14 protein-coding genes and 2 pseudogenes are annotated in these 19,835 nt (G+C 68.3%); 8 read left to right on the forward strand and 8 right to left on the reverse strand.

What is annotated here, in order from left to right; translation table 11 throughout:
* Positions 1–250: 250 nt before the first annotated feature.
* The 4 genes from AB0472_RS24585 to AB0472_RS24600 form a co-directional block, all read right to left on the reverse strand.
* Positions 251–1,096, reverse strand: a complete 846-nt coding sequence (locus AB0472_RS24585) for an RNA polymerase sigma factor SigF (protein ID WP_366358989.1) — start codon at positions 1,094–1,096, stop codon at positions 251–253.
* Positions 1,097–1,192: 96 nt separating this feature from the next.
* On the reverse strand, positions 1,193–3,010 hold the full coding sequence (locus tag AB0472_RS24590; RefSeq protein WP_366358991.1) for a thiamine pyrophosphate-dependent enzyme: 1,818 nt from the start codon (positions 3,008–3,010) through the stop codon (positions 1,193–1,195).
* A 13-nt stretch (positions 3,011–3,023) separates the two neighbouring features.
* A complete protein-coding gene (locus AB0472_RS24595) occupies positions 3,024–4,607 on the reverse strand; it encodes an FMN-binding glutamate synthase family protein (RefSeq protein ID WP_366358993.1) in 1,584 nt (527 codons plus the stop codon).
* A gap of 726 nt (positions 4,608–5,333) precedes the next feature.
* Complete coding sequence (locus AB0472_RS24600; protein ID WP_366358995.1) at positions 5,334–6,758, reverse strand: non-reducing end alpha-L-arabinofuranosidase family hydrolase; 1,425 nt, start codon at positions 6,756–6,758, stop codon at positions 5,334–5,336.
* A 1,100-nt stretch (positions 6,759–7,858) separates the two neighbouring features.
* Between AB0472_RS24600 and AB0472_RS24605 the strand changes: the two genes are divergently transcribed.
* On the forward strand, positions 7,859–9,292 hold the full coding sequence (locus tag AB0472_RS24605; RefSeq protein WP_366358997.1) for an endo-1,4-beta-xylanase: 1,434 nt from the start codon (positions 7,859–7,861) through the stop codon (positions 9,290–9,292).
* A gap of 1,464 nt (positions 9,293–10,756) precedes the next feature.
* The gene (locus AB0472_RS24610) at positions 10,757–11,359 is read left to right on the forward strand and encodes a hypothetical protein (RefSeq protein WP_366358999.1); all 603 of its coding nucleotides are present in this window, start codon (positions 10,757–10,759) and stop codon (positions 11,357–11,359) included.
* A gap of 212 nt (positions 11,360–11,571) precedes the next feature.
* Here AB0472_RS24610 and AB0472_RS24615 read toward each other — a convergent pair whose 3' ends face one another.
* Complete coding sequence (locus tag AB0472_RS24615; protein WP_366359000.1) at positions 11,572–11,937, reverse strand: hypothetical protein; 366 nt, start codon at positions 11,935–11,937, stop codon at positions 11,572–11,574.
* A gap of 135 nt (positions 11,938–12,072) precedes the next feature.
* On the opposite strand from AB0472_RS24615, the gene AB0472_RS24620 reads away from it, so the two are divergent.
* The gene (locus AB0472_RS24620) at positions 12,073–14,370 is read left to right on the forward strand and encodes a molybdopterin-dependent oxidoreductase (protein WP_366359002.1); all 2,298 of its coding nucleotides are present in this window, start codon (positions 12,073–12,075) and stop codon (positions 14,368–14,370) included.
* A gap of 134 nt (positions 14,371–14,504) precedes the next feature.
* Entirely contained in the window at positions 14,505–15,056 is a 552-nt protein-coding gene (locus tag AB0472_RS24625; protein WP_366359004.1) for an EF-hand domain-containing protein, read from the forward strand.
* A 136-nt stretch (positions 15,057–15,192) separates the two neighbouring features.
* Here the strand turns inward: AB0472_RS24625 and AB0472_RS24630 are convergent.
* Positions 15,193–15,584, reverse strand: a pseudogene (locus tag AB0472_RS24630) (Tn3 family transposase); the annotation flags it as partial.
* Positions 15,585–15,607: 23 nt separating this feature from the next.
* On the opposite strand from AB0472_RS24630, the gene AB0472_RS24635 reads away from it, so the two are divergent.
* The 3 genes and pseudogenes from AB0472_RS24635 (at position 15,608) to AB0472_RS24645 (ending at position 17,168) form a co-directional block, all read left to right on the forward strand.
* Positions 15,608–15,901: a transcriptional regulator gene (locus AB0472_RS24635; protein ID WP_366359264.1), complete on the forward strand. Its 294-nt coding sequence runs from the start codon at positions 15,608–15,610 to the stop codon at positions 15,899–15,901.
* A gap of 5 nt (positions 15,902–15,906) precedes the next feature.
* Positions 15,907–16,576 (forward strand): annotated as a pseudogene (locus tag AB0472_RS24640) (nucleotidyl transferase AbiEii/AbiGii toxin family protein).
* Positions 16,577–16,826: 250 nt separating this feature from the next.
* Complete coding sequence (locus tag AB0472_RS24645) at positions 16,827–17,168, forward strand: winged helix-turn-helix transcriptional regulator (protein WP_366359006.1); 342 nt, start codon at positions 16,827–16,829, stop codon at positions 17,166–17,168.
* 347 nt (positions 17,169–17,515) lie between these two features.
* On the opposite strand, the gene AB0472_RS24650 is transcribed toward AB0472_RS24645, so the two are convergent.
* Positions 17,516–18,235 carry a hypothetical protein gene (locus tag AB0472_RS24650; RefSeq protein WP_366359008.1) on the reverse strand — a complete coding sequence of 240 codons (720 nt, stop codon included), beginning with the start codon at positions 18,233–18,235 and terminating at the stop codon, positions 17,516–17,518.
* A gap of 659 nt (positions 18,236–18,894) precedes the next feature.
* On the opposite strand from AB0472_RS24650, the gene AB0472_RS24655 reads away from it, so the two are divergent.
* Positions 18,895–19,137, forward strand: coding sequence for a hypothetical protein (locus AB0472_RS24655; RefSeq protein WP_366359010.1), 243 nt, complete (start codon positions 18,895–18,897; stop codon positions 19,135–19,137).
* A gap of 86 nt (positions 19,138–19,223) precedes the next feature.
* Here AB0472_RS24655 and AB0472_RS24660 read toward each other — a convergent pair whose 3' ends face one another.
* On the reverse strand, positions 19,224–19,820 hold the full coding sequence (locus AB0472_RS24660; RefSeq protein ID WP_366359012.1) for a TetR family transcriptional regulator: 597 nt from the start codon (positions 19,818–19,820) through the stop codon (positions 19,224–19,226).
* Positions 19,821–19,835 lie beyond the last annotated feature (15 nt).

Raw genomic sequence — 19,835 nt, forward strand, 5'->3', positions numbered from 1 at the left:
GCCCGCCCCGCGCGGTGGCGGCCCCCGACCCCCCGCCCGGGGGCTCGGGTGGGCCGGCCGGTCTCTGGGGGCCGCGCGGGCGGGCCCCGGGGCCGCCCCCTTCCCACGGCTCGCCGAGGGCCGAACCGCACCACGCGGCCGCGGGGCCCCGCCCGATCCGCAGGACCTCGCAAAAGTGAGGCACTACACCCCACATCTCCCCCGCTCGGCAGGACACCCCGCTGCCGTCCGGCTGCCGGGTCCTTGACCGTCAGACGGCGTCGAGCATGCCTTCACGCAGGCGGGCCAGGAGACGGGAGATCAGCCGGGAGACGTGCATCTGGGAGACACCGAGACGTTCACCGATCTGGGCCTGGGTGAGTTCCTCCACGAACCGCCAGTGGATGATCTTGCGGTCGCGTTCGTCGAGTTCGGCGATCATCGGGGCAAGGGCGTGGAAGTCCTCGATCAGGCCGAGGGCGGCGTCCTCGTCGCCGATGAAGTCCGCCAGCGCGGCCTCGCCGTCCTCGCTGCCGTTGATCGCCGCGTCCAGAGAGGCGGACTTGTAGCCGTTGGAGGCCAGTTGGGCCTCGACGACCTCGTCCTCCGGAAGGCTCATCAGCTCGGAAAGCTCTTTGGTGGTCGGTGTCCGTCCCAGTCGGCTGCGCAGTTCCTCGTTGGCGCGGGCGAGTTGGACGCGGGCTTCCTGGAGCCGGCGCGGGACATGTACGGCCCACGAGGTATCGCGGAAGAACCGCTTGATCTCGCCGACGATGTACGGCACGGCGAAGGAGGTGAACTCGACCTCGCGGGTCAGCTCGAAGCGGTCGATCGCCTTGATGAGTCCGATCATGCCGACCTGGACGATGTCCTCCATCTCCTCCGGCCCGCGGCTGCGGAACCGGCCGGCCGCGAACCGGACCAGCGACATGTTCATCTCGATCAGCGTGTTGCGCGCGTACTGGTACTCGGGCGTTCCCTCCTCCAGGACGGCCAGCCGGTCGAAGAACGGCTTCGACAGCTCCCGCGCGTCCTTCGGCGCGACCTTGGAAGGATCCGTGATCTCCGGCACATCCACCATCTGCTCGGCGGTCAGCACGGTCGTCGTCGGCATCATGGCGCCCTCCCAGTCGATCAGTCTCGTCCGCGCCGGTCCATCGTCCGGCAGGCACGCGCCTACCCCGTCCGGCGATCGGCATTCCTCGAACTGTTCTCAGTCCCCACCGGACTCTCCATGGCTGCGTACGATCTCCTTCACCTTGGCGACCGCGAAACCCCAGCCCTGCTCGACGGTCGGCTTGGCCGGGACGGCGATCTCGTCGGGGTTGGTGAGGACGTCCAGCAGGACCGGGCCCGGACTGCCCAAGGCACGTCGCACGGCGCCCTCCACGTCGGCCGGGTCGGTCACACGGATGCCGGTGATGCCCATGGCTTCGGCTACGGCGGCGAAGTCGGGGTTGTCGAGCACGGTGCCGAACTCGGGCAGCCCGGACTGTTCCTGTTCGAGTTTCACCATGCCCAGCCGGCGGTTGTCGAAGACGACGAGCTTGACGGGAAGGCGGTACGTCTTCAGGGTCATGAGGTCGCCGAGGAGCATGCTCAGTCCGCCGTCGCCGCAGAGGGCCACGACCTGGCGCTCGCGGTCCAGGCATTGGGCGCCCAGGGCCTGGGGCATGGCGTTGGCCATCGAGCCGAGGTTGTAGGAGCCGATGAGGCGCCGCTCGCCGCGCATCTCGACGAAGCGCGAGAGCCACACGGTGGCCATGCCTGTGTCAGAGGTGAAGACGGCGTCATCGGCCGCGATCCGGTCCACGGCCGCGGCCAGCGCCTCGGGGCGGATGTCCTGGGCGCGGTTGTCCAGCGCGGAGCGGATACGGCCCACCACGCCCTTGTCGTGCGACGGATCGGCGAGCCGGGCCTGACCGGTGCGCCACTGGTCGAAGCGTTCACGCGCCTTCTCCAGGTGCGAGCGGTCACGTGCGCCCTCGAACCCGGCGGGCGCGGCGGGCGCGGCGGGCGCGGCGGGCGCGGCGGGCGCGGCGGGCGCGGCGGGCGCGGCGGCGAGGTCGTCCAGGAGGTCGCGAACGGTGGCTCCGGTGTCTCCCACGAGCCCGACGTCGACCGGTACCCGGCGTCCGATATGGGTGGCCTCGGTGTCCACCTGGATCACGGTCCGGCCCTCGGGATACCAGTCCCGGTAGGGGAAGTCCGTGCCGAGCAGCAGCAGGGTGTCCGCGTCCTGGAGGGCCGCGGCGGCGGCGGGGTTGCCGATCAGCCCCGTCTGGCCGACCTGGAAGGGGTTGTCGTCGCCTTCGAAGCCCGCCTTGGCCTTCAGGGTGAGCACCATCGGTGCGGCCAGGCGGTCGGCGAGGGTGAGGACGTCCTCGCGAGCGGCGCGGGCGCCCTCACCGACGAGCAGGGTGACCCGTTCGGAGCGGTCGAGGAGTTCCGCGGCGCGGCGGACGGCCGACCCGTCGGGCCGACTCACCGGGGCGTTCAGGGAGAACCGGGCCGGCCGATCGGCGGTCAGTTCCCGCTCGCCCAGGTCACCCGGCACCGTGAGAACGGCGACGCCCCTGCGGCCCAGTGCGTGACGCACCGCCGTCTCCAGCATCTGCGGAAGCTGGTCGGGAGAGGTGATGGTCGCGCGGAACACGGCCACATCCCTGAAGAGGGCGTCGTTGTCCACCTCCTGGAAGTAGTCGCTGCCGAGTTCGGCGAGCGGCACCTGGCCGGCGATGGCCAGGACCGGTGCGTGGCTCTTGGCCGCGTCGTACAGCCCGTTGAGGAGGTGGACGGAACCGGGTCCGACGGTGCCCATGCACACGCCGAGGGTGCCGGTGAGCTGCGACTGGGCGCTCGCGGCGAAGGCCGCCGCCTCCTCGTGCCGACAGCCCACCCATTCCAGGCCCTCGGTGGTGCGGATGGCGTCGGTCAGGGGATTGAGCGCGTCTCCCACGACGCCGAACACCTGGCGCACGCCGAGTTCGCTCAACGCGTCCACGATGACGCGGGCAACAGTACGGGTCACGTAGTCCTCCAGGTCACACGGTGAATCGGTCGGGGTCGGCGGCCTGCCAGTCGGCCGCCCAGGAGGCGGGCGGCTCGGCGAGCAACTGCCCTGGCGCAAGCCACTCGTACAGCTCCTCGTAGGAGCGTTCGGTGCAGGGGTCGACGCGCCGGCGGAGCATGTGCGGACGCAGTTGGGCGGGGTCGGTGACGCCCATGGACGCCATGATCTGCAAGGCGCTGGCCACGGTCGCTTGCTGGAAGCGCTGGACGCGTGCCGTTTTGTCGGGGACGTGGAGGGCCCGGGCTCGGCGGGGATCCTGGGTGGTGACGCCAGTGGGGCAGGTGTTCGTGTGGCACCGCTGCGCTTGGATGCACCCGACGGCGAACATCATCGCCCGCGCGGCGTTGCCGTAGTCGGCACCCTGCACCATGCGTTTGACCAGGTCGGTCCCGGTGGCGATCTTGCCGCTCGCCCCGATCTTGATGCGGTCGCGCAGGCCCGTGCCCACGAGGGCGTTGTGAACGGTGTGCAAGCCCTCGGTGAGCGGGGTGCCCACATGGTCCGCGAACTCCAGCGGCGCCGCACCGGTCCCGCCCTCGGCGCCATCCACCACGATGAAATCAGGCGCAGTGCCCTCCTCCAGCATGGCCTTGCACACGGCCAGGAACTGCCGGCGGGAGCCCACACACAGCTTGAACCCGGCAGGCTTGCCACCGGACAACTCGCGCATGCGAGCAACGAAGCGCACGAGTTCGCGCGGGGTGGAGAACACCCGGTGGTACGGCGGGGAGACGACCGTCCGCCCCTCGGGCACGTCGCGGACCCTGGCGATCTCGGCGTTCACCTTGGCTCCCGGCAGAACACCGCCGATGCCGGGCTTCGCGCCCTGCGACAGTTTCAGGGACACACACCGGACGTGATCGTGTGCGGCCTTGTCGGCGAACTCGGCCGCGTCGAAATCGCCTTTCTCGGTACGACAGCCGAAGTACCCTGTGCCGATCTCCCACACGAGGTCGCCTCCCGGACGGAGGTGATACTCGGACAGCCCGCCCTCACCGGTGTCCTGGGCGAAACCCCCGGCCGCGGCACCCCCGTTGAGCGCGAGGACCGCGTTGGCGGAGAGCGAGCCGAAGCTCATCGCCGAGACGTTCAGCAGTGCCATGTCGTACGGACGGCTGCAGTCCGGTCCGCCGATCCTCACGCGCGGCGGGTCCTTCGGCACCGGGCACGGCGCCATCGACGGGACCAGGAACTCGTAACCGGGCTGGTACACGTCCCGCTCGGTGCCGTACGGCTCCTCCGCGGCGGTGCCTTTGGCGCGCTCGTAGACGATGCTGCGCACATCCCGGTCGAAGGGGCGCCCGTCGTAGTTCCGTTCGATGAAGTACTGCTGCAGCTCCGGGCGTACGCGCTCCAGGAGGTAGCGGGCATGGCCGAGGACGGGATAGTTGCGCAGCACCGAGTGCCGCCGCTGCACCAGGTCCCAGGCGCCCAGCACCCCCGTGAACATGAGCGGAACGGCCGCGAACCACCAGTCGGGCGAGATCCCGAGCGCCGCGGCCGAAGCCCCGAGAGCGGCCACCAGAGTCAGGAGAACGATTCCAACGCGTGTCACACCTGGCGTGTTGCCCGGTTATCGATCGCCATGCGCGACAGCCGGGCACTGGACGCTCGCAGTCGCCGTGGCCGCCGGACGGGCCGCGAACCCCCGGCCACGCTCGTCAGGGTGGTGGACCGCATGGGCTCTCCAGTCATCCCCGGCACCCTCGGCCCCGACGCCGCCCTCACCGCCGGACGCGAACGGATCCTCGCCGACCCCACCGCCGTACCCCCGGCACGTAATGCCGGAACGCGACGGGCGGCCCACCGGACCGAGCGTGGTCGACACTGCTCTGACAGGCCGTCAGGGTGCGCGTCATCCGAACGTCGAGACAATCTGCCGCCGTGCCGGCCTGCACCGAACGAGGCACAGCCACCGTCCCCGTAGTGCTCTCAAAATCGAACTTCGTCGTGGTCTCGGAAGTGCGCCGGCTGCCGTCAGCCTTCTTCTGCCGGGCGTCTGTCCGGTCGGTGTCGGTGAAGCGGGCCTCCTGTTGTCGCCGGTCTCCGTGGTGAGCGAGAGCAGCCGGTACCGGTTGACGGGCGGGACGTTCTGCGGTTCCTCCAGACCGTCCACCCGGTTGGGCAGCGTGGCCTGCCCCTGGAGGGACAGTGCCGGGAGGCTGGACGAACTGCCGCCGCCCCGGGTGTCGGATCCGGTGTGCTGGACGGCGGAAAGCCACATCGCGACGGCCGGCCCGATCTGGGCGAGGCCGGCCGTCGGCGAGGTACACGGGCCAGTTCAGCGCTGCAGGGTGAGGACACCCGGCCGCCAGGGCAGTTGGTCGTAGGGGCCGCTCGCGGAGGGGGACTTGCCCTGGTAGAGGAACTGCAGGTTGCAGGGGTCGATGGTCATGGTCTGGTCGGGGTTGTTGCGGACCAGGTCACCGTGGCTGATGTCGTTGGTCCAGGTGGCACCGCTGTTGGCCTTGCCCGCGAAGGGGTTGCTCTCGCTTGCGGCCTGCGGGGTCCACGAACCGCTCAGGCTGGAGGCCGTGAAGGAGCGGAAGTAGCGCTGCTCACTCGCACCCCTGGCCTCAACGATCATGAGGTACTGGTTCTGGCCCTGGACCTTGTAGACCTGCGGCGCCTCGAACAGGTTCTTCTCGGTGTCGCTCATGACCGTCGTGTACGACGAGCCGAAGTTGCCCGGGAAGTTCCCGATCGGCATGCTCGCCCGGTAGATCTTGCCGTTGTCGCCGGCGAAGAACAGGTACATGTTCTGGCCGTCGGCGATCAGGGTCTGGTCGATCGGGGCGGAGCCCGGGACGCTGCCGGTGAACAGCGGCTGCGGCGCGGACCAGCCGTTGGGGTTGGTGGGGTCGCTCGACGTGCGGTAGATGAAGGGCCACGCACCCCACTGGTACGCCAGCACCCAGATGTTCTTGGGCGCGAAGTAGAACAGCGTGGGCGCCACCGCGGACTGGCTCATCCCGGTCTGGCCGGCCGACGCCATGTCCGACCAGTTCGTGAAGGGCTTGAACATCATCGAGCCGTACGACGACCCCGACACGTTCGACGCGTAGACCAGGTGCTTGCCGTTGTACGTGACGTTGGTGAAGTCCTTCAGCGAGACCCACCCGTTCGCCGGCTGCGCCAGCGCACCCGTCGACGTCCACCGGTACGTCGACGGCAGAGAACACGTGCCGTCCCCCGGCGGGGTCGTCCCGGACAGGCCGGTCCACTTCTGGTTGCTGCCCCCGTTGCACGTCCAGATCTGCGCCGCTGTGCCGTTGGCGGTACCGGAGCCTGTAGCCTCCAGGCACAGCCCGGACTCCACGCCGACGACCGTGCCGTCGGAGTTCACCCGCCACTGCTGGTTCGCACCGCCGGAGCAGGTCCAGATCTGCACCCGGGTACCGGCCGTGGTGGCGTCGCCCGGAACATCCAGGCACTTGTTGCCGTACACGGTGAGCTGGTTGCTGTCCGTCAACGTCCATTGCTGGTTGGTCCCGCCCCAGCAGTCATAGATCTGCAGATACGTGCCGTCAGTCTGGCTGGCGCCCGGCACATCGAGACACCGGCCGGAACCAACACCACGCAAGGCGCCGCTGGAAGCCGCCTGAGCCGGGGCGGCGACGAGCATCGCCGCCAACGCGGCCAGGGCCGCAACCACGGCGGCGAGCACCACTGACGGATGCCTGCGGCTGGAACTTCCTCTGCGCATGGATACTCCCTAGACCCTGAGTAGGCGGTTCCGGTTGGCCTCGTCAGAGGCCGGCCGGGCTGTCGGCGTTGTGCGGTGTGCAGCAGTCCGCGAGCACCACGGCGGACCGGGGAAGTGGATGAGTCCATGACATATGCAACTGCGACGTACACATCCGTTACGCACACATGCGGCATGGCCCTCGCGATTCCGACTTCAGGCGGTGCTGCCCGGCATGGCCCTACTGTGCGATGGAGCGGCCCGAAGCGTTCGTGATATCGAACAGAGGTCGAGCTATCGAGCAACCTGATGATAGAGAACCGGTGAACGCCGTCAATACCTCTCGCATGCATCGCCTAAAATGCCGAAACATTCGCACCACCACGCGCCGACCAGCGCACGCCACACCGTCAAGTGGCTGGCTCGTAAGCGACTTGACCCCGGAGGGGAGCGTTGCGTGGACGGCGCAGACACTCGGTCGGGCCCGCCTACAACGTCCCTGACAGCGAAAATCACACGACGCCGACGCGAGCACCAGGGGCCGCCGCCCGCTTACCGGATGACCGAAAGTTTCGTCCGACAATCGGAAATTTCTTCGGCCGGAAGTATTGACGATCCATGGTCACGCCTCAATCATCCCTGTCTGAGAAACCGGGCCTGGTTCGAGATTCCGGGCTGTCTCGGCCTGGGCAATCCACGCTGCACGGCAGATCAGCGATCAGCTGCACGGCAGACCCGCGCACCACATCACCTGCGCCACCCCGTTCCGTTCCGGTGAGGTTCGCACCAGCGCATCCTGGCTCTTCCCGCAGTCGGAGAGGCATACGACAGTCGGAGAGGCATACGACGCCGTGTGACGGTCCCCCGGCTGAGCCGCGCTGGAGTACCCCATGCCTATGTCGAGACGTGGAACACGCCCACCGCCCGCCGTACGTCGCCCGACGGCCGACCGGGTGCGGCGCCCGTGCCGTCGGCGTCATCCCGGTCCCCATGACTGCGGTGTCCGGTGATTCCGTCCTGCCCGGGCTCCGACCTGCCCGGCCCCGTCCGCCGGACGGGGCCGGACGACGCAATCCCCTGCGCTTCAGTCGATCAGTGATCTCTACCTCGGAGGCACCGTCATGGGCTCGTACGCCCTTCCCAGATCCGTTACCCGTCGGAAGATCCGCACCCTGCTGCTGGCGCTGGTCGTCGGCGTCCTCGGTGCGGTCACCGCACTGGCCGCACCGCCGACCGCACACGCTGCCGAGAACACGCTTGGCGCCGCGGCGGCTCAGAGCGGCCGCTACTTCGGCACCGCCATAGCCTCCGGCAGGCTGGGCGACTCGGCGTACACGACGATCGCAAACCGTGAGTTCAACATGGTGACTGCCGAGAACGAGATGAAGATCGACGCCACCGAACCACAGCGGGGCCAGTTCGACTTCAGCGCCGGCGACCGCGTCTACAACTGGGCGGTGCAGAACGGCAAGCGGGTGCGTGGCCACACACTGGCCTGGTACGCCCAGCAGCCCGGCTGGATGCAGAGCCTCAGCGGCAGCTCACTGCGCCAAGCGATGATCGACCACATCAACGGCGTCATGGGCCACTACAAGGGCAAGATCGCCCAGTGGGACGTCGTGAACGAGGCTTTCGCCGACGGCAATTCGGGAGGTCGGCGGGACTCCAACCTGCAACGCACCGGCAACGACTGGATCGAGGTCGCCTTCCGCACCGCGCGCGCCGCCGACCCGGCGGCCAAGCTCTGCTACAACGACTACAACATCGAGAACTGGACCTGGGCCAAGACCCAGGCCGTGTACGCCATGGTCCGGGACTTCAAGCAGCGCGGCGTGCCGATCGACTGCGTCGGATTCCAGTCGCACTTCAACAGCGGCAGCCCCTACGACAGCAACTTCCGCACCACCCTGCAGAATTTCGCCGCCCTCGGCGTCGACGTGGCCATCACCGAACTCGACATACAGGGCGCCTCGGCCTCGACCTACGCCAACGTGACCAACGACTGCCTGGCCGTCTCGCGCTGCCTCGGCATCACCGTCTGGGGTGTGCGCGACACCGACTCCTGGCGATCGGGGGACACGCCGCTGCTGTTCAACGGCGACGGCAGCAAGAAGCCTGCCTACACCGCCGTCCTCAACGCACTCAACGGCGGCGGCTCCACGACACCCCCTGCGGATGGCGGACAGATCAAGGGCGTCGGTTCGGGCCGCTGCCTGGACGTGCCCGGAGCCGGCACCACCGACGGCACACAGCTCCAGCTGTGGGACTGCCACAGCGGCAGCAACCAGCAGTGGACGTACACCGACGCCGGCGAGCTCAAGGTCTACGGCAACAAATGCCTCGACGCCGCCGGCACAGGCAACGGTTCCAAAGTCCAGATCTACAGCTGCTGGGGCGGCGACAACCAGAAATGGCGCCTCAACTCCGACGGATCCATCGTCGGCGTCCAGTCCGGCCTCTGCCTCGACGCCGTCTCAGGCGGCACCGCCAACGGCACCCTGATCCAGCTCTACTCCTGCTCGAACGGCAACAACCAACGCTGGACCCGTACCTGAGGGAGCCTGCCACCAACGAAGGGGTGAAGCCGTGACAGCCCACGGTGCGGCTTCTCCCGCCCCTCCGCAAGGACATCGTTGACACGGTCCCAGGTCGCCGCCGTGGTGGCGGCGACCTCGCGATCGGAATGCTCGCCGCGGTGCATCGGCGCCCGCCGAGGCGGCGAGGGCGACCACCGTGGCCGAGAGTCCGTCCTGCTCAGGGCTGAGCACACTGCGGCAACCAGCTCACCCCGGGGATCCGCCCTCGCTCGCTTCGGACACCAGGTCGCACACGACTGCCGCCGTCCCGGAGTGCGGGTGCGCGTCGCCTTCCCCCGACAGGACGTGCCAGCCGGCGATTGACCCGCGCTGTCCCACCCGGGACAACCGCGTCACGCTCCGTCAGAGTCAGCGTCGAACGAGCGTCAAGGCATGTGCCGCACCCGGCCCGCACGGAGTTGAGGCAAAGCGCTCTCGACCCGCGCCCCGCTGCGAAACCGCAGGTGAGACACGTGGCAGGAACCTGCGGCACTCCACGCGGTGGACCTGCACACATGTCGGCACGACCCGCACGCAACCTGGGAAACCAGAAGAACAGCAGGTCAGGCGCCCTTTACTGCAGGCTCCAGAATCGCCACGCACTCCACGTGATGCGTCATAGGAAAGTCGTCGGTCTGAATGTGCCGCGGAAAAGACCAGGTCAGAGCCGTGTCTACGACTCTCTGTCTTGATTGCGGACGCCCAGCGCGTCACACGAGCGTCACAGTCTGCTACCTGTGCCTTTGGTACGGAGCGGAACGGCCACGACAACCAGCTCACTGGCGAGCCAGCCCTGCTCCCTCTGGGCGCGAGGTCGCACATCACGACCCGTGCGCCGCACCCGCGCCGATGGACCTCTCTGGCGCGGGTACCGAGAACCTCGCGCTATGTCGGGAGAGGTTCCGGCGGCGTCTGCCCGAGTCGCTGGACGAGTTGCAGGGCCCGACCCAGGGGATCGTGGAGCTGCCGCTGCACTTGCTTCTCCAGCTGTGTCCGGTGCTACGCACACTCGTCGGCCGCGCCGTTCACACCGTACGGGAGGACGCCTGCCTCCAGGCCCGCCTCCCGCACCCGGGCAGCGGCGTGACGGACATGCCGGAACTGCACACGCCGTTCCTGACAGATGTCATCGCTCTCAGCTCCACACGTCCGCTGCTCCTCGGCGGGAAGGCCATGCGGGCCCCTTCAACCGCAACGCCTTCCGCACTCTCGCCTTCGCCTGACGCAACCGTCGGCGAAATCCATTGAGGGAGCCCCGACAGTTTCCAGTAAATGCCTGACGGGCCCGACCGATCCTTGGTCAGGCCCGTCATTGTCTTCGTCCGGCGGCCCCTACAACCGTCGCAGCCCACGTGACACGCGTGAGCCGGGGAGCCCAACTCCCGTGTCAGTGCCTGCTGTCAGGATCAGCATCGCCCCACGTCGTCGTCTGAAGGACACCCCATGACTGCCGAGTTTGGTCCGATGGCCATCACACGCCGCAGCAGCAGTGAGCCGATACGGGCGGGCGGCGAAACGGTGGGCAGACTCGGCGACCTCTGGAGCTGGGCCTGCTCCGACCTGGCCAACAACACCATGCGCGGCGTCCTGGCCGAGTACCTCGTGGCCACGGCACTGGGCGCCGCGATCGGCACCCGCACCGAATGGGACACCGTAGACATCCGTACACCCGAGAAGTGGCGCGTGGAGGTGAAGTCGGCGGCCTACCTGCAGTCGTGGGCACAGCCCCGGCCGTCGAAGATCGAGTTCAGCATCGCGCCGGCTTCCGGCTGGGACGCCCAGACCGGCGTCACCTCAGCCGAGGTCATGCGCCGCTCGGACGTCTACGTCTTCTGCCTGCTGCACCACCAGGACAAGCAGACCCTCGATCCCCTGGACCTCGACCAGTGGACCTTCTATGTCCTGCCCACCCGTGTTCTGGACGAACGCTGCCCGACCCAAAGGTCCATCAGGCTGTCCAGCCTCATCGAGCGCCTCAGCCCGCTCAAGACCGACTTCGCCGGCTTGCCGAAAGCGGTCTCCGCGTGTGCCGAAGGCATGCGATAGCCCAAGGACAGCGCTCTCAAGCCACGTGGTGAGCTTTGTCGACGGCCTTCCCAGATGAGCGCCAACAAGGCCAGGGCTGACGGACGCAATCGTCATGACGTTGCCGATACGGATCGCCGTCTGCTTCGGCTCACCCAGTCGTCGTGACCATCGGTCCGCCCCGCACCCCCGCGGATGGATTGGACAACGCCCGGGAGGGTAATTCGCTGCGGCTACTTGCTGTGGCGCAAGAGCCGATCGGCATCTTCTGCCAGGTAGACGGAAGTAAGGCGCTTGGGATGCCACATGACGATCTGTGTTGTGCCGAACCCGTACCAACCCGGTCCGCCGAACGCAGCCACGAGGCCGGATTCCGTCCACTGTTCGATGCGGCGTCGGTCGTCCTCGCTCACTGAATACGGCGCGGACGTGATCGCCGCCGGCAGCCCGTCCTTTATCCAGTTGACCGAGTGATCAAGCCAGCTCTCGTCGTCGCGAGAGCCAGAACCGTACTTGCCACAGGCATCGGATTCACACTGCCGACTCGTCGACGCGGACGGCGCTTCTGTGCGGCCGTTGGAAGGGGCGTGCACGTGCACGGTTGGGCAGCGGGCCGCAGGGGGAGTCTGTGTCCTGCGGCCCGTCAACTGACGTGGAGCCACCGTGACATAAGTGGCCGCTGTCCTAGAGCCGGGGAACTTCAGAGACGGAGTTGATGCATCGTGGAACGACGCATGTCGGTTGCGACGCACTGGGGCAGTTTTGTCGCGGTGGTTGATTCCGGTCGGCTGGTGCGCATCGAGCCGAGGGGCGATGACCCCGCGCCGTCGCCCATCGGCCCCGGAATGGTGACAGCCGCCGACGACAGCGCCCGCGTGTTGCGCCCCGCGGTGCGCAAGGGCTGGCTGAACGGCCTGCCGCGCGCCCACGACACGGCCAGGGGCGCGGACGCCTTCGTGGAGGTGAGCTGGGACGACGCGATCACCCTGGTGAGCGAGGAACTGCGCCGAGTGCGTTCACAGCACGGAGACAGCGCCGTGTTCGGCGGCTCCTACGGCTGGGCGAGTGCGGGCGCGTTCCACAACGCGCAGGCGCAACTCCACCGGTTCCTGGCGTTGGGCGGGGGATACACCGACTCTCGCAACACGTACAGCACCGCGGCTTTGGAGGTCGTCCTCCCCCATGTGATCGGCGGAGCTCCGTGGAGCTACCAGTCACGGATGCCGATGTGGGACGAGATCGCCGACAACTGTGAGCTTGTGGTGGCGTTCGGAGGGCTGGCCCTCAAGAACAGCCAGATCAACCCCGGCGGACTGGCCAGACACCAGACGCAGGACCTTCAGCGAAAGTGCCGTGCCGCCGGGGTGCGGTTCGTGAACATCAGCCCTGTCCGCAGCGACACCGCCGGCTTCCTCGACGCCGAATGGCTGCCCGTCATCCCCAACACGGACACCGCCGCGATGCTCGGCATCGCACACACCATGCTGGTCAACGGCTGGCACGACGAGGACTTCCTTCGCCGTTGCTGCGTCGGGTTCGACCGCTTCGCCTCCTACTTGACCGGCGAATCCGATGGCGTTGCCAAGGATGCCGCCTGGGCGGCGGGGATCACGGGCATGAGCCGGGACACGATCACCGAACTGGCTCGCCGCCTGTCCACGCAACGTTCGCTCATCATGGTCAACTACGCGATTCAACGGGCGGACCACGGCGAACAGCCGATCTGGATGTCGGTCGTGCTGGCTGCCATGGCGGGCTCGATGGGGCGGCCCGGCTGCGGCTGGGGCGCGGGCTACGCGACCATGGACGCGACCGGCGTCGCCCCCGGCCGGCCCTCCGTTGCGTCGATTCCCCGGGTTCCCAACCCTGTCGCGGATTTCATCCCTGTCGCACGGATCGCCGACACCCTGCTGCATCCGGGCAAGACCATCGACTACGACGGCCGGCGCCTGACCTTGCCCGAGCTCCGCCTGATCTACTGGTGCGGAGGGAACCCGTTCCACCACCACCAAGATCTCCACCGCTTGACCCGCGCCTGGCAGACCCCTGACACGGTGGTGGTTCACGAAGCCTGGTGGAACACCACGGCCAAGTTCGCCGACATCGTCCTTCCCGTCGCCACCAGCCTGGAACGCGACGACTTCGCCGCCGGATTCTCCGACCCCCACCTCGTCGCGATGCCGAAAGTCCGTGAGCCGGCGGGCGAGTCACGCACCGACCACCACATCTTCGCCTCCCTGGCCTCCCGGCTCGGATACGAGCGCGAGTTCACGCAGTCACGCTCCGAGATCGAATGGGTCCGGCACCTCTACGAGCAGACGAGGGCCGACCTCGGCGACGACGGGGCCTTGCCGAGCTTCGACGACTTCTGGCGAAGCTCCACGGCTGAACTGCCGGCGCTGAGCGGCCCGTTCCCCGGCAGCTTCGAGGCGCTCCGCGCGGATCCGCAGCGTTTCCCCCTGACGACCCCGTCGGGCCGGATCGAGATCTTCTCCGAGGAGATCGACTCGTTCGGCTACGACGACTGCACCGGGCATCCGGCGTGGTTCGAACCAGTGGAGTGGCTCCGTGCCGGCCTGTCGGACCGATTCCCGCTGCACCTGATCTCGAATCAGCCCGCCTCACGCCTGCACAGCCAGTACGACAACGGCGGCCACAGCCTCAAGTCGAAGATCCACGGCCGTGAGCCCGTGACGATCAACCCGCTGGACGCCGCGTCCCGCGGCATCGAGAACGGCATGATCGTACGCGTCCACAACGACCGCGGCAGCTGCCTGGCGGGCGCAGTCCTGTCGGACGACGTCATGCCAGGCGTCATCCAACTGTCCACCGGAGCATGGTGGGACCCGGCCCAGCCAGGCCAGAGCGGTACCTTGGACCGCCACGGCAATCCGAACACCCTCACGGCCGACCGAGGGTGCTCCCGCCTGTCCCAGGGACCGAGCGCCCACAGTGCGCTCGTCGCCGTCGAACGGTACGACGGCCCCCTTCCGGACGTGCTCGCCTTCACACCACCACACCTCGAACACTGACACGCAGGCTGCCTGCCTCTTCGGGCGTGTCCTTCGAGTTCGCCGTCGTCAAGCGCGCAGCGGGCCGCCCCGGCTGCCAGAGACGCCACCCCTCGTTTTGCATGTGCGTAATCAGATGAATACTGTGCGCAGTCGTGACTGCACTTCAAGACCTCAAGTACGGCCAGTGGTTCAGGGGCGCCGACGTCGACGGCGACGGGTTCATCACTCAGCAAGACGTCCGCGCGATGAGCGAGCGCTACATTGCCGCCCGAGACACCGCGCCGGACTCCGCGACCGCCCGGCGACTCATCGAGGGAATGGACGGGTTCTGGACGAACGTGATCGCCCCGATGGACCAGGACGGTGACGGGAAGGTCGATCTGCGGGAGATGACCGAAGGCTTCAGGAGCGTCCTGACCGACCCCGCCCTCTATCCGCAGCAAATCGCTCCGGTCTCCAACTGCTTCTTCGACCTCGTCGACCTCAACGCGGACGGCAAGATCGACCAAGCCGAGTTCCAGCAGATGTTCGACTCGGTCGCCGGTGTGCCCGGGGAGGACTGCGCCACGGTCTTCGCCGCTCTGGACAGGGACGGCTCCGGTGGGCTGGACCGCGCCGAATTCCATCAGGCCCTCGCCGAGTTCTTCTACGGCAACGACCCGGATGCTCCTGCCAACCACCTCTTCGGCAGGGTCACCGCCTGACAGCCCGGGATCCGACCGCCCACACCACTGCTGTGCGGGCGGTCGGCTTCGAGGCCCCAGGCCACGCAGCCCCTGGCGCGCCCCGTCGGTCGGCGGCCGACTCGTCGTTCCGCCGTACCGGGGCTGCGCCGCCGTTGCGGTCAGGTGGGAACTGAGACAGCTTCAGCCGGCCGAGCCGATACGCACTGATCTCATCCGCGCGCTCCAGCGCGCGGGCAAACGCGGTGCCCGTCACCGGCGTCGGCGGCCGGTGCAACGCTCCAGCTCCGAGAACCGCGAGCCCCCGGCATCTTGAGCGTCACCACCAAGTCGCCGGGCAACGCCGGGACCGCACGCCGCGCGGCCCCGCGACCGTGGCGTGCAGCCGCTTCTCCGCGACCTTCCGCGCCACCGGCACCTCCGGCACCTCCGGGCAAGCACCGATACCCCGGGCAGCAGCACCCGGTGGCGGCGCAACTAGCCCATCGACTGGTTGAACAGCGTCACCGGCCACTCGTCGTGCGTCCACACCCGCCCCTGCAGGAACGTACCCCGCGTCATTCCGGCGGCGTCTGCCGGAGTCGCTGGACGAGTTGCACGGCCCGACCCAGGGGATCGTGGAGTTCTCGCTGCACATGGTCTGGTCCGGGATGACCTCGTACGACATGAGCAAGCCTCGTCAGCGCATGGGCCTGTACCGCACCGTCCTGCACGAGGGCCTGCGTGATGACCTGCCCCGGTATCTCGACCGGGACCTGCTCCTTCAGCTGTGGCCGGTGCTGCGCACCCTCGTCGGTCGCACCGTGCGCGCCGTATGGGAAGACGCCTTCCCCCAGCTCGCCTACCGCACCCGGGCAGCCGCGTGACGGACATGCCGGAGCTGCACACGCGGCTCTTGGCGGATGTGATCGCGCTAGGTTCGCCGTATCCACTGGTTCTCACCGGCGGATACGCCGTGCGGGCCCACCGCCTCGTGAACCGCCCCAGCCAGGACCTCGACGTCGCCACCGAGAACCCGGCCCCCATGGCCGACATCGCCGCCACGCTCCGCGTCGGCCTGGAAGCCCGCGGCTGGAAGGTGCACGCGCTGGAGACCGCCCCGCTGTCCGCCCGCTTCACCGTGTCCGACCCGGCCACCGGGGAGGAATGCTAAGTCGACATCCTCAAGGAAATCTTCTGGCGGCCAGTCGCCCAGAGCCCGTACGGGCCCGTCCTCGCGTGAGGAGGATGTGATCGGGACCAAGGTCCGCGCACTCGCCGACCGCGGAGCACCCCGTGATCTGATCGACGTGTTTGCAGCCTCGCGGCGATGGACCAACACCGAACTCGAAGAGTTCGGCCGCCGTCACGCGCGTGGCAGCTTCGAGCGCGAAGACCTCCAGGCAAACCTCACGGGCGCCGAGTGGACTGACGACGAAGCGTTCGCCGCCTATGGGCTCGACGACGCCACCATTACCGCTCTCCGCTCCTGGGCCGTCGAGTGGGCCGACGACCTCGCGGCCCGTCTCCTCGAAGAGGACGATGATCCGGACATCGACTGATCACGTCCGGATGAGATCGCATTTGAAGGCGATCAGAGCAACGGCCGATGTCATTCCCCTCGCACTGCCGCTGCGTCTGCCCTCTCACATCCGGCATTTCAAGGGCAATTCCTTGAGAACGACGTCCGCCGTCGCCGTGTCCCCGGGACAGGCCCGGGGACACGGCGAGGCGTTTCTGACTTCGGCTCGTCAGGGTGAATATTTGCGAAGTTCCTGAAGGACCTGACGCGGTGGCTGTATCCCGTGGTGTGTGAGGTATGCGGATGGGGGCGGGCTGACCGCTGCGGGGCGGCGGCACCGGGAATCGGTTCGGGCCCGACTGGCCAAGCTCGTCGAGCACGGCGTGCTGGCTACCGCCCCCGCGTCCGATGGCAGTGTCTACGCCGAATACCGACTGACGGAGAAGGGCAAGGCCCTGCGCGTCCCGCTCGTCGCGCTGCGGCAGTGGGGCGAGGACCACCTGTTCGACGCGGACGAGGGTGGCTCGGCCTCGTCGCGCGATGGCCAGCGCGTCGCCGGCCTCGACATGCGCGCCCAGGACGGCCGCCCCCTAGGCCCAGGCGACGTCGAAGTACGCAGCTTCAGCGTCTGATCCGCGTTGTCGCAGTGGGAATGCAGGATCGTGTGTCTGCAGCCATCGGTTCGACTACCGCACGCGTGGCGCTACCAAGTACGCCGACAGCTCGGCAGGGGCGCTGCCGCTCACCGGGAAGATCGTGGGTCGCTGGCCCAGCTAGCCGAGCCTCTATGATCCTGGCACCTGAGCACGATGTCCGCCTGACCTTGGGACGGACGAGCAGCGCGCCAACGACTGTGTACGCGTCCGATCCGCATGGCGTGTTCTGCCCTGGTGGTGCCCACACCAGACGCGGCAATCCGCGGACTCAGGGCACGCGCCCGCCGGTCCCGCTCAGGACGCGTCACGAAACAGTCCCGATGTCAGGTGAACCGAGCGTTGCTGACGTCGATGGAGACCATGGTCTGTTGCAGGAGGGGACGGTTGTCCGCATCTCTTCGGTAGGCCCGGCGTTTGGTGGGCAGGCGGATCCCGTCTGCCTCCACGGTGTCGTAGGCGTATTGTGCCGCGGCGAAGCCTCCTGCGATGTCGACGCGATAATCATGCCGACGCAGGAGATGGTCGGGGCCGAAGTAGAAGTCCTGCCGCGTGCTGTGGCTGGCGATGTGAGGCGGGAAGGTCGCGCGCAGGCCGCGCCAGAGTTCCTTTCCTTCCCGCCACGGTTCGATCTCGGTGACGGCGAAGCCGGACATCGACAGCAGGAAGGGCGAGGTGAGATACGTCCACAGCGCGTATCCGTTGAAGTAGGCGCGATCGAGTGCATCCCACGGCGTGCAGAGGTCGTGCCCGATGAACGACTTCCGCGGTTCGTCGCGTTCGGCCACGACGCGGCCGTCGACTTTTCGGATGCTTACTCGGTCGGCTCTGAAGTCGGTCCTCTGGTCGGGCACGCCGAACGGCATCACGGAGGCGTGCTGCTCGTGCAGCCAGACGGTCATCTCCCGGGGAGTCGGGTCCTGCGGCATCCCCTTCATGACGAACATGTCGCCACCGCTGACGATGGTGGCGCGGACGGTGGTGAGTGCGTTCCATCGTTCGAGGCCACCATGGGCATCGAGGACCTCTGCGAGCAATGTGTGCATTCGGTCTCCTGCTCGGTCGTGCCAGGCGGCGGTGGCCAAAGAGGCGTCGATCGGGTGGCCCTGCTGCGGCGACGCAGCCGCGGTCGGGCAATCCGCGGCGACCCTCGTCAGGCGGGCCCCTCTCATCGTTCACTGTTTCGCCGGTTTCACGCACCTGGGCGCTCATCCTGAGGACGCCGTAAGCCCGGTCGTAACTGGCGTGAACGGCGAGTCCGCTCAAATCGGCTGGCGAAGGTCGTAGAGGTCTCCTGGTACCGCGCTTCGTTCGCAGCCGCAGCCCGGCGCCGACCGCAGCGGCGGAGCCCCTGGCCGCCGGGCAAGCTGTGAGGTGGAGGTGGTGGTTGCCATGGCCGGTGAGACGCCGCTGATGGTCGTGGACGCCGGAGGCGTGGTCGTCCAGTGGAACCACCAGGCGGAGGAGCTGACGGGGCGGACGGACGGTCGACGAGGGCGGTCGCGGCCTGTTCATCTGCGCCCAGCTCGCCCAGAACTGGGGGATCCGCTACGCCAACGACGGGAAGACGGTCCGGACCGCGCAGCCCCTCCCCCACGGCTCCCCCACGGCACCCACAGAGTCCCTCTGACGAGGAGCCGTAGACGGAGGCGGTCGGGCTCGCCGCAAGGGTGAACAGCGCGGCCTCCGCGACGTCCAGGGCGACGTGCAGCTCACCTGCCTCCTCGACATGGTGACCTCCTGCCGGGCCTGCCTCAAGCGGGCCGGCGGAGTACCGGGGGCGGGCGGCGCCTACGCGCCTTCCGCCCTCGCGGCCGGCCGTGAGTCCTTCCTGACCGCGTCCCGGCTGGACGGTGCGCCCAGGCTGCGGGCCGCGTTCAGCAGCTGGCGCACCACGCCTACGGATGTCGACGGCGTGTTCCACGCCGTCGACAAAGTCATCGCCTGATTGATCGAAGGGCCGGCGCTCTGGCTTGCGGGCCAGGTCGGCCGTACAGCCGGACGCGGACGCCGGCGCCGTCAGCCGGCGCCCGGTCAGTCCGTGCGCCGCTGCCGGTCGGACGCCGCGGTGCCGCTCTCGATGAGTGCCGTGCGCGCGGCCTGCAGCAGTTCTTCGGAGATCGGGTTGCCCCGGGTGGCGCGAGCGAGGACGAGGGCACCGACCATGGTGCAGAGCTGGGCCATGCCGTCGTCGTCGCCGGTGGCCAGCCGGGCGGCGCGGTTCCGTACCCCGTTGATGTAGACCTGCTGGGAGCGGGCGGCCTGCTCGGGTTCGCGCCCCAGGTCGGCGGCGAATCCGGAGACGGGGCAGCCGTCTCCGGCATGATCGCGGTGCCAGATCGAGAGGTATTGCTCGATCAGCGTTCGGCGGGCAGCTTCGTGGTCCCCGTCGGGCTCCTCCAGCACAGCCGGCGAGTGTGCCGCCGGATCCTCGAAGGCATGGGCGATGGCCTTGTCGACCAGGTCCTCCTTGGAGGCGAACTGCTTGTAGAACGCGCCGTGGGTGAGCCCGGACGCCTTCATCAGGTCGGCGATGCTGACCGCGGTGCCCTGTTCGCGGAACATCCGGGATGCGGTGGCGACGACGTACTGCCGGTTCTCCTGCGCTTGCGCCTTGGACACGCGGCCCACGGGATCACTCCCCTC

This window comes from Streptomyces sp. NPDC086777 (genome assembly GCF_040702065.1).
GTDB lineage: Bacteria > Actinomycetota > Actinomycetes > Streptomycetales > Streptomycetaceae > Streptomyces.

Coding starts and splice junctions, on each gene's coding strand:
- AB0472_RS24585 (WP_366358989.1), bottom strand. CDS start 1,096: ATGATGCCGACGACGACCGTGCTGACCGCCGAGCAGATGGTGGATGTG.
- AB0472_RS24600 (WP_366358995.1), bottom strand. CDS start 6,758: ATGCGCAGAGGAAGTTCCAGCCGCAGGCATCCGTCAGTGGTGCTCGCC.
- AB0472_RS24605 (WP_366358997.1), top strand. CDS start 7,859: ATGGGCTCGTACGCCCTTCCCAGATCCGTTACCCGTCGGAAGATCCGC.
- AB0472_RS24610 (WP_366358999.1), top strand. CDS start 10,757: ATGACTGCCGAGTTTGGTCCGATGGCCATCACACGCCGCAGCAGCAGT.
- AB0472_RS24620 (WP_366359002.1), top strand. CDS start 12,073: ATGTCGGTTGCGACGCACTGGGGCAGTTTTGTCGCGGTGGTTGATTCC.
- AB0472_RS24650 (WP_366359008.1), bottom strand. CDS start 18,235: ATGCACACATTGCTCGCAGAGGTCCTCGATGCCCATGGTGGCCTCGAA.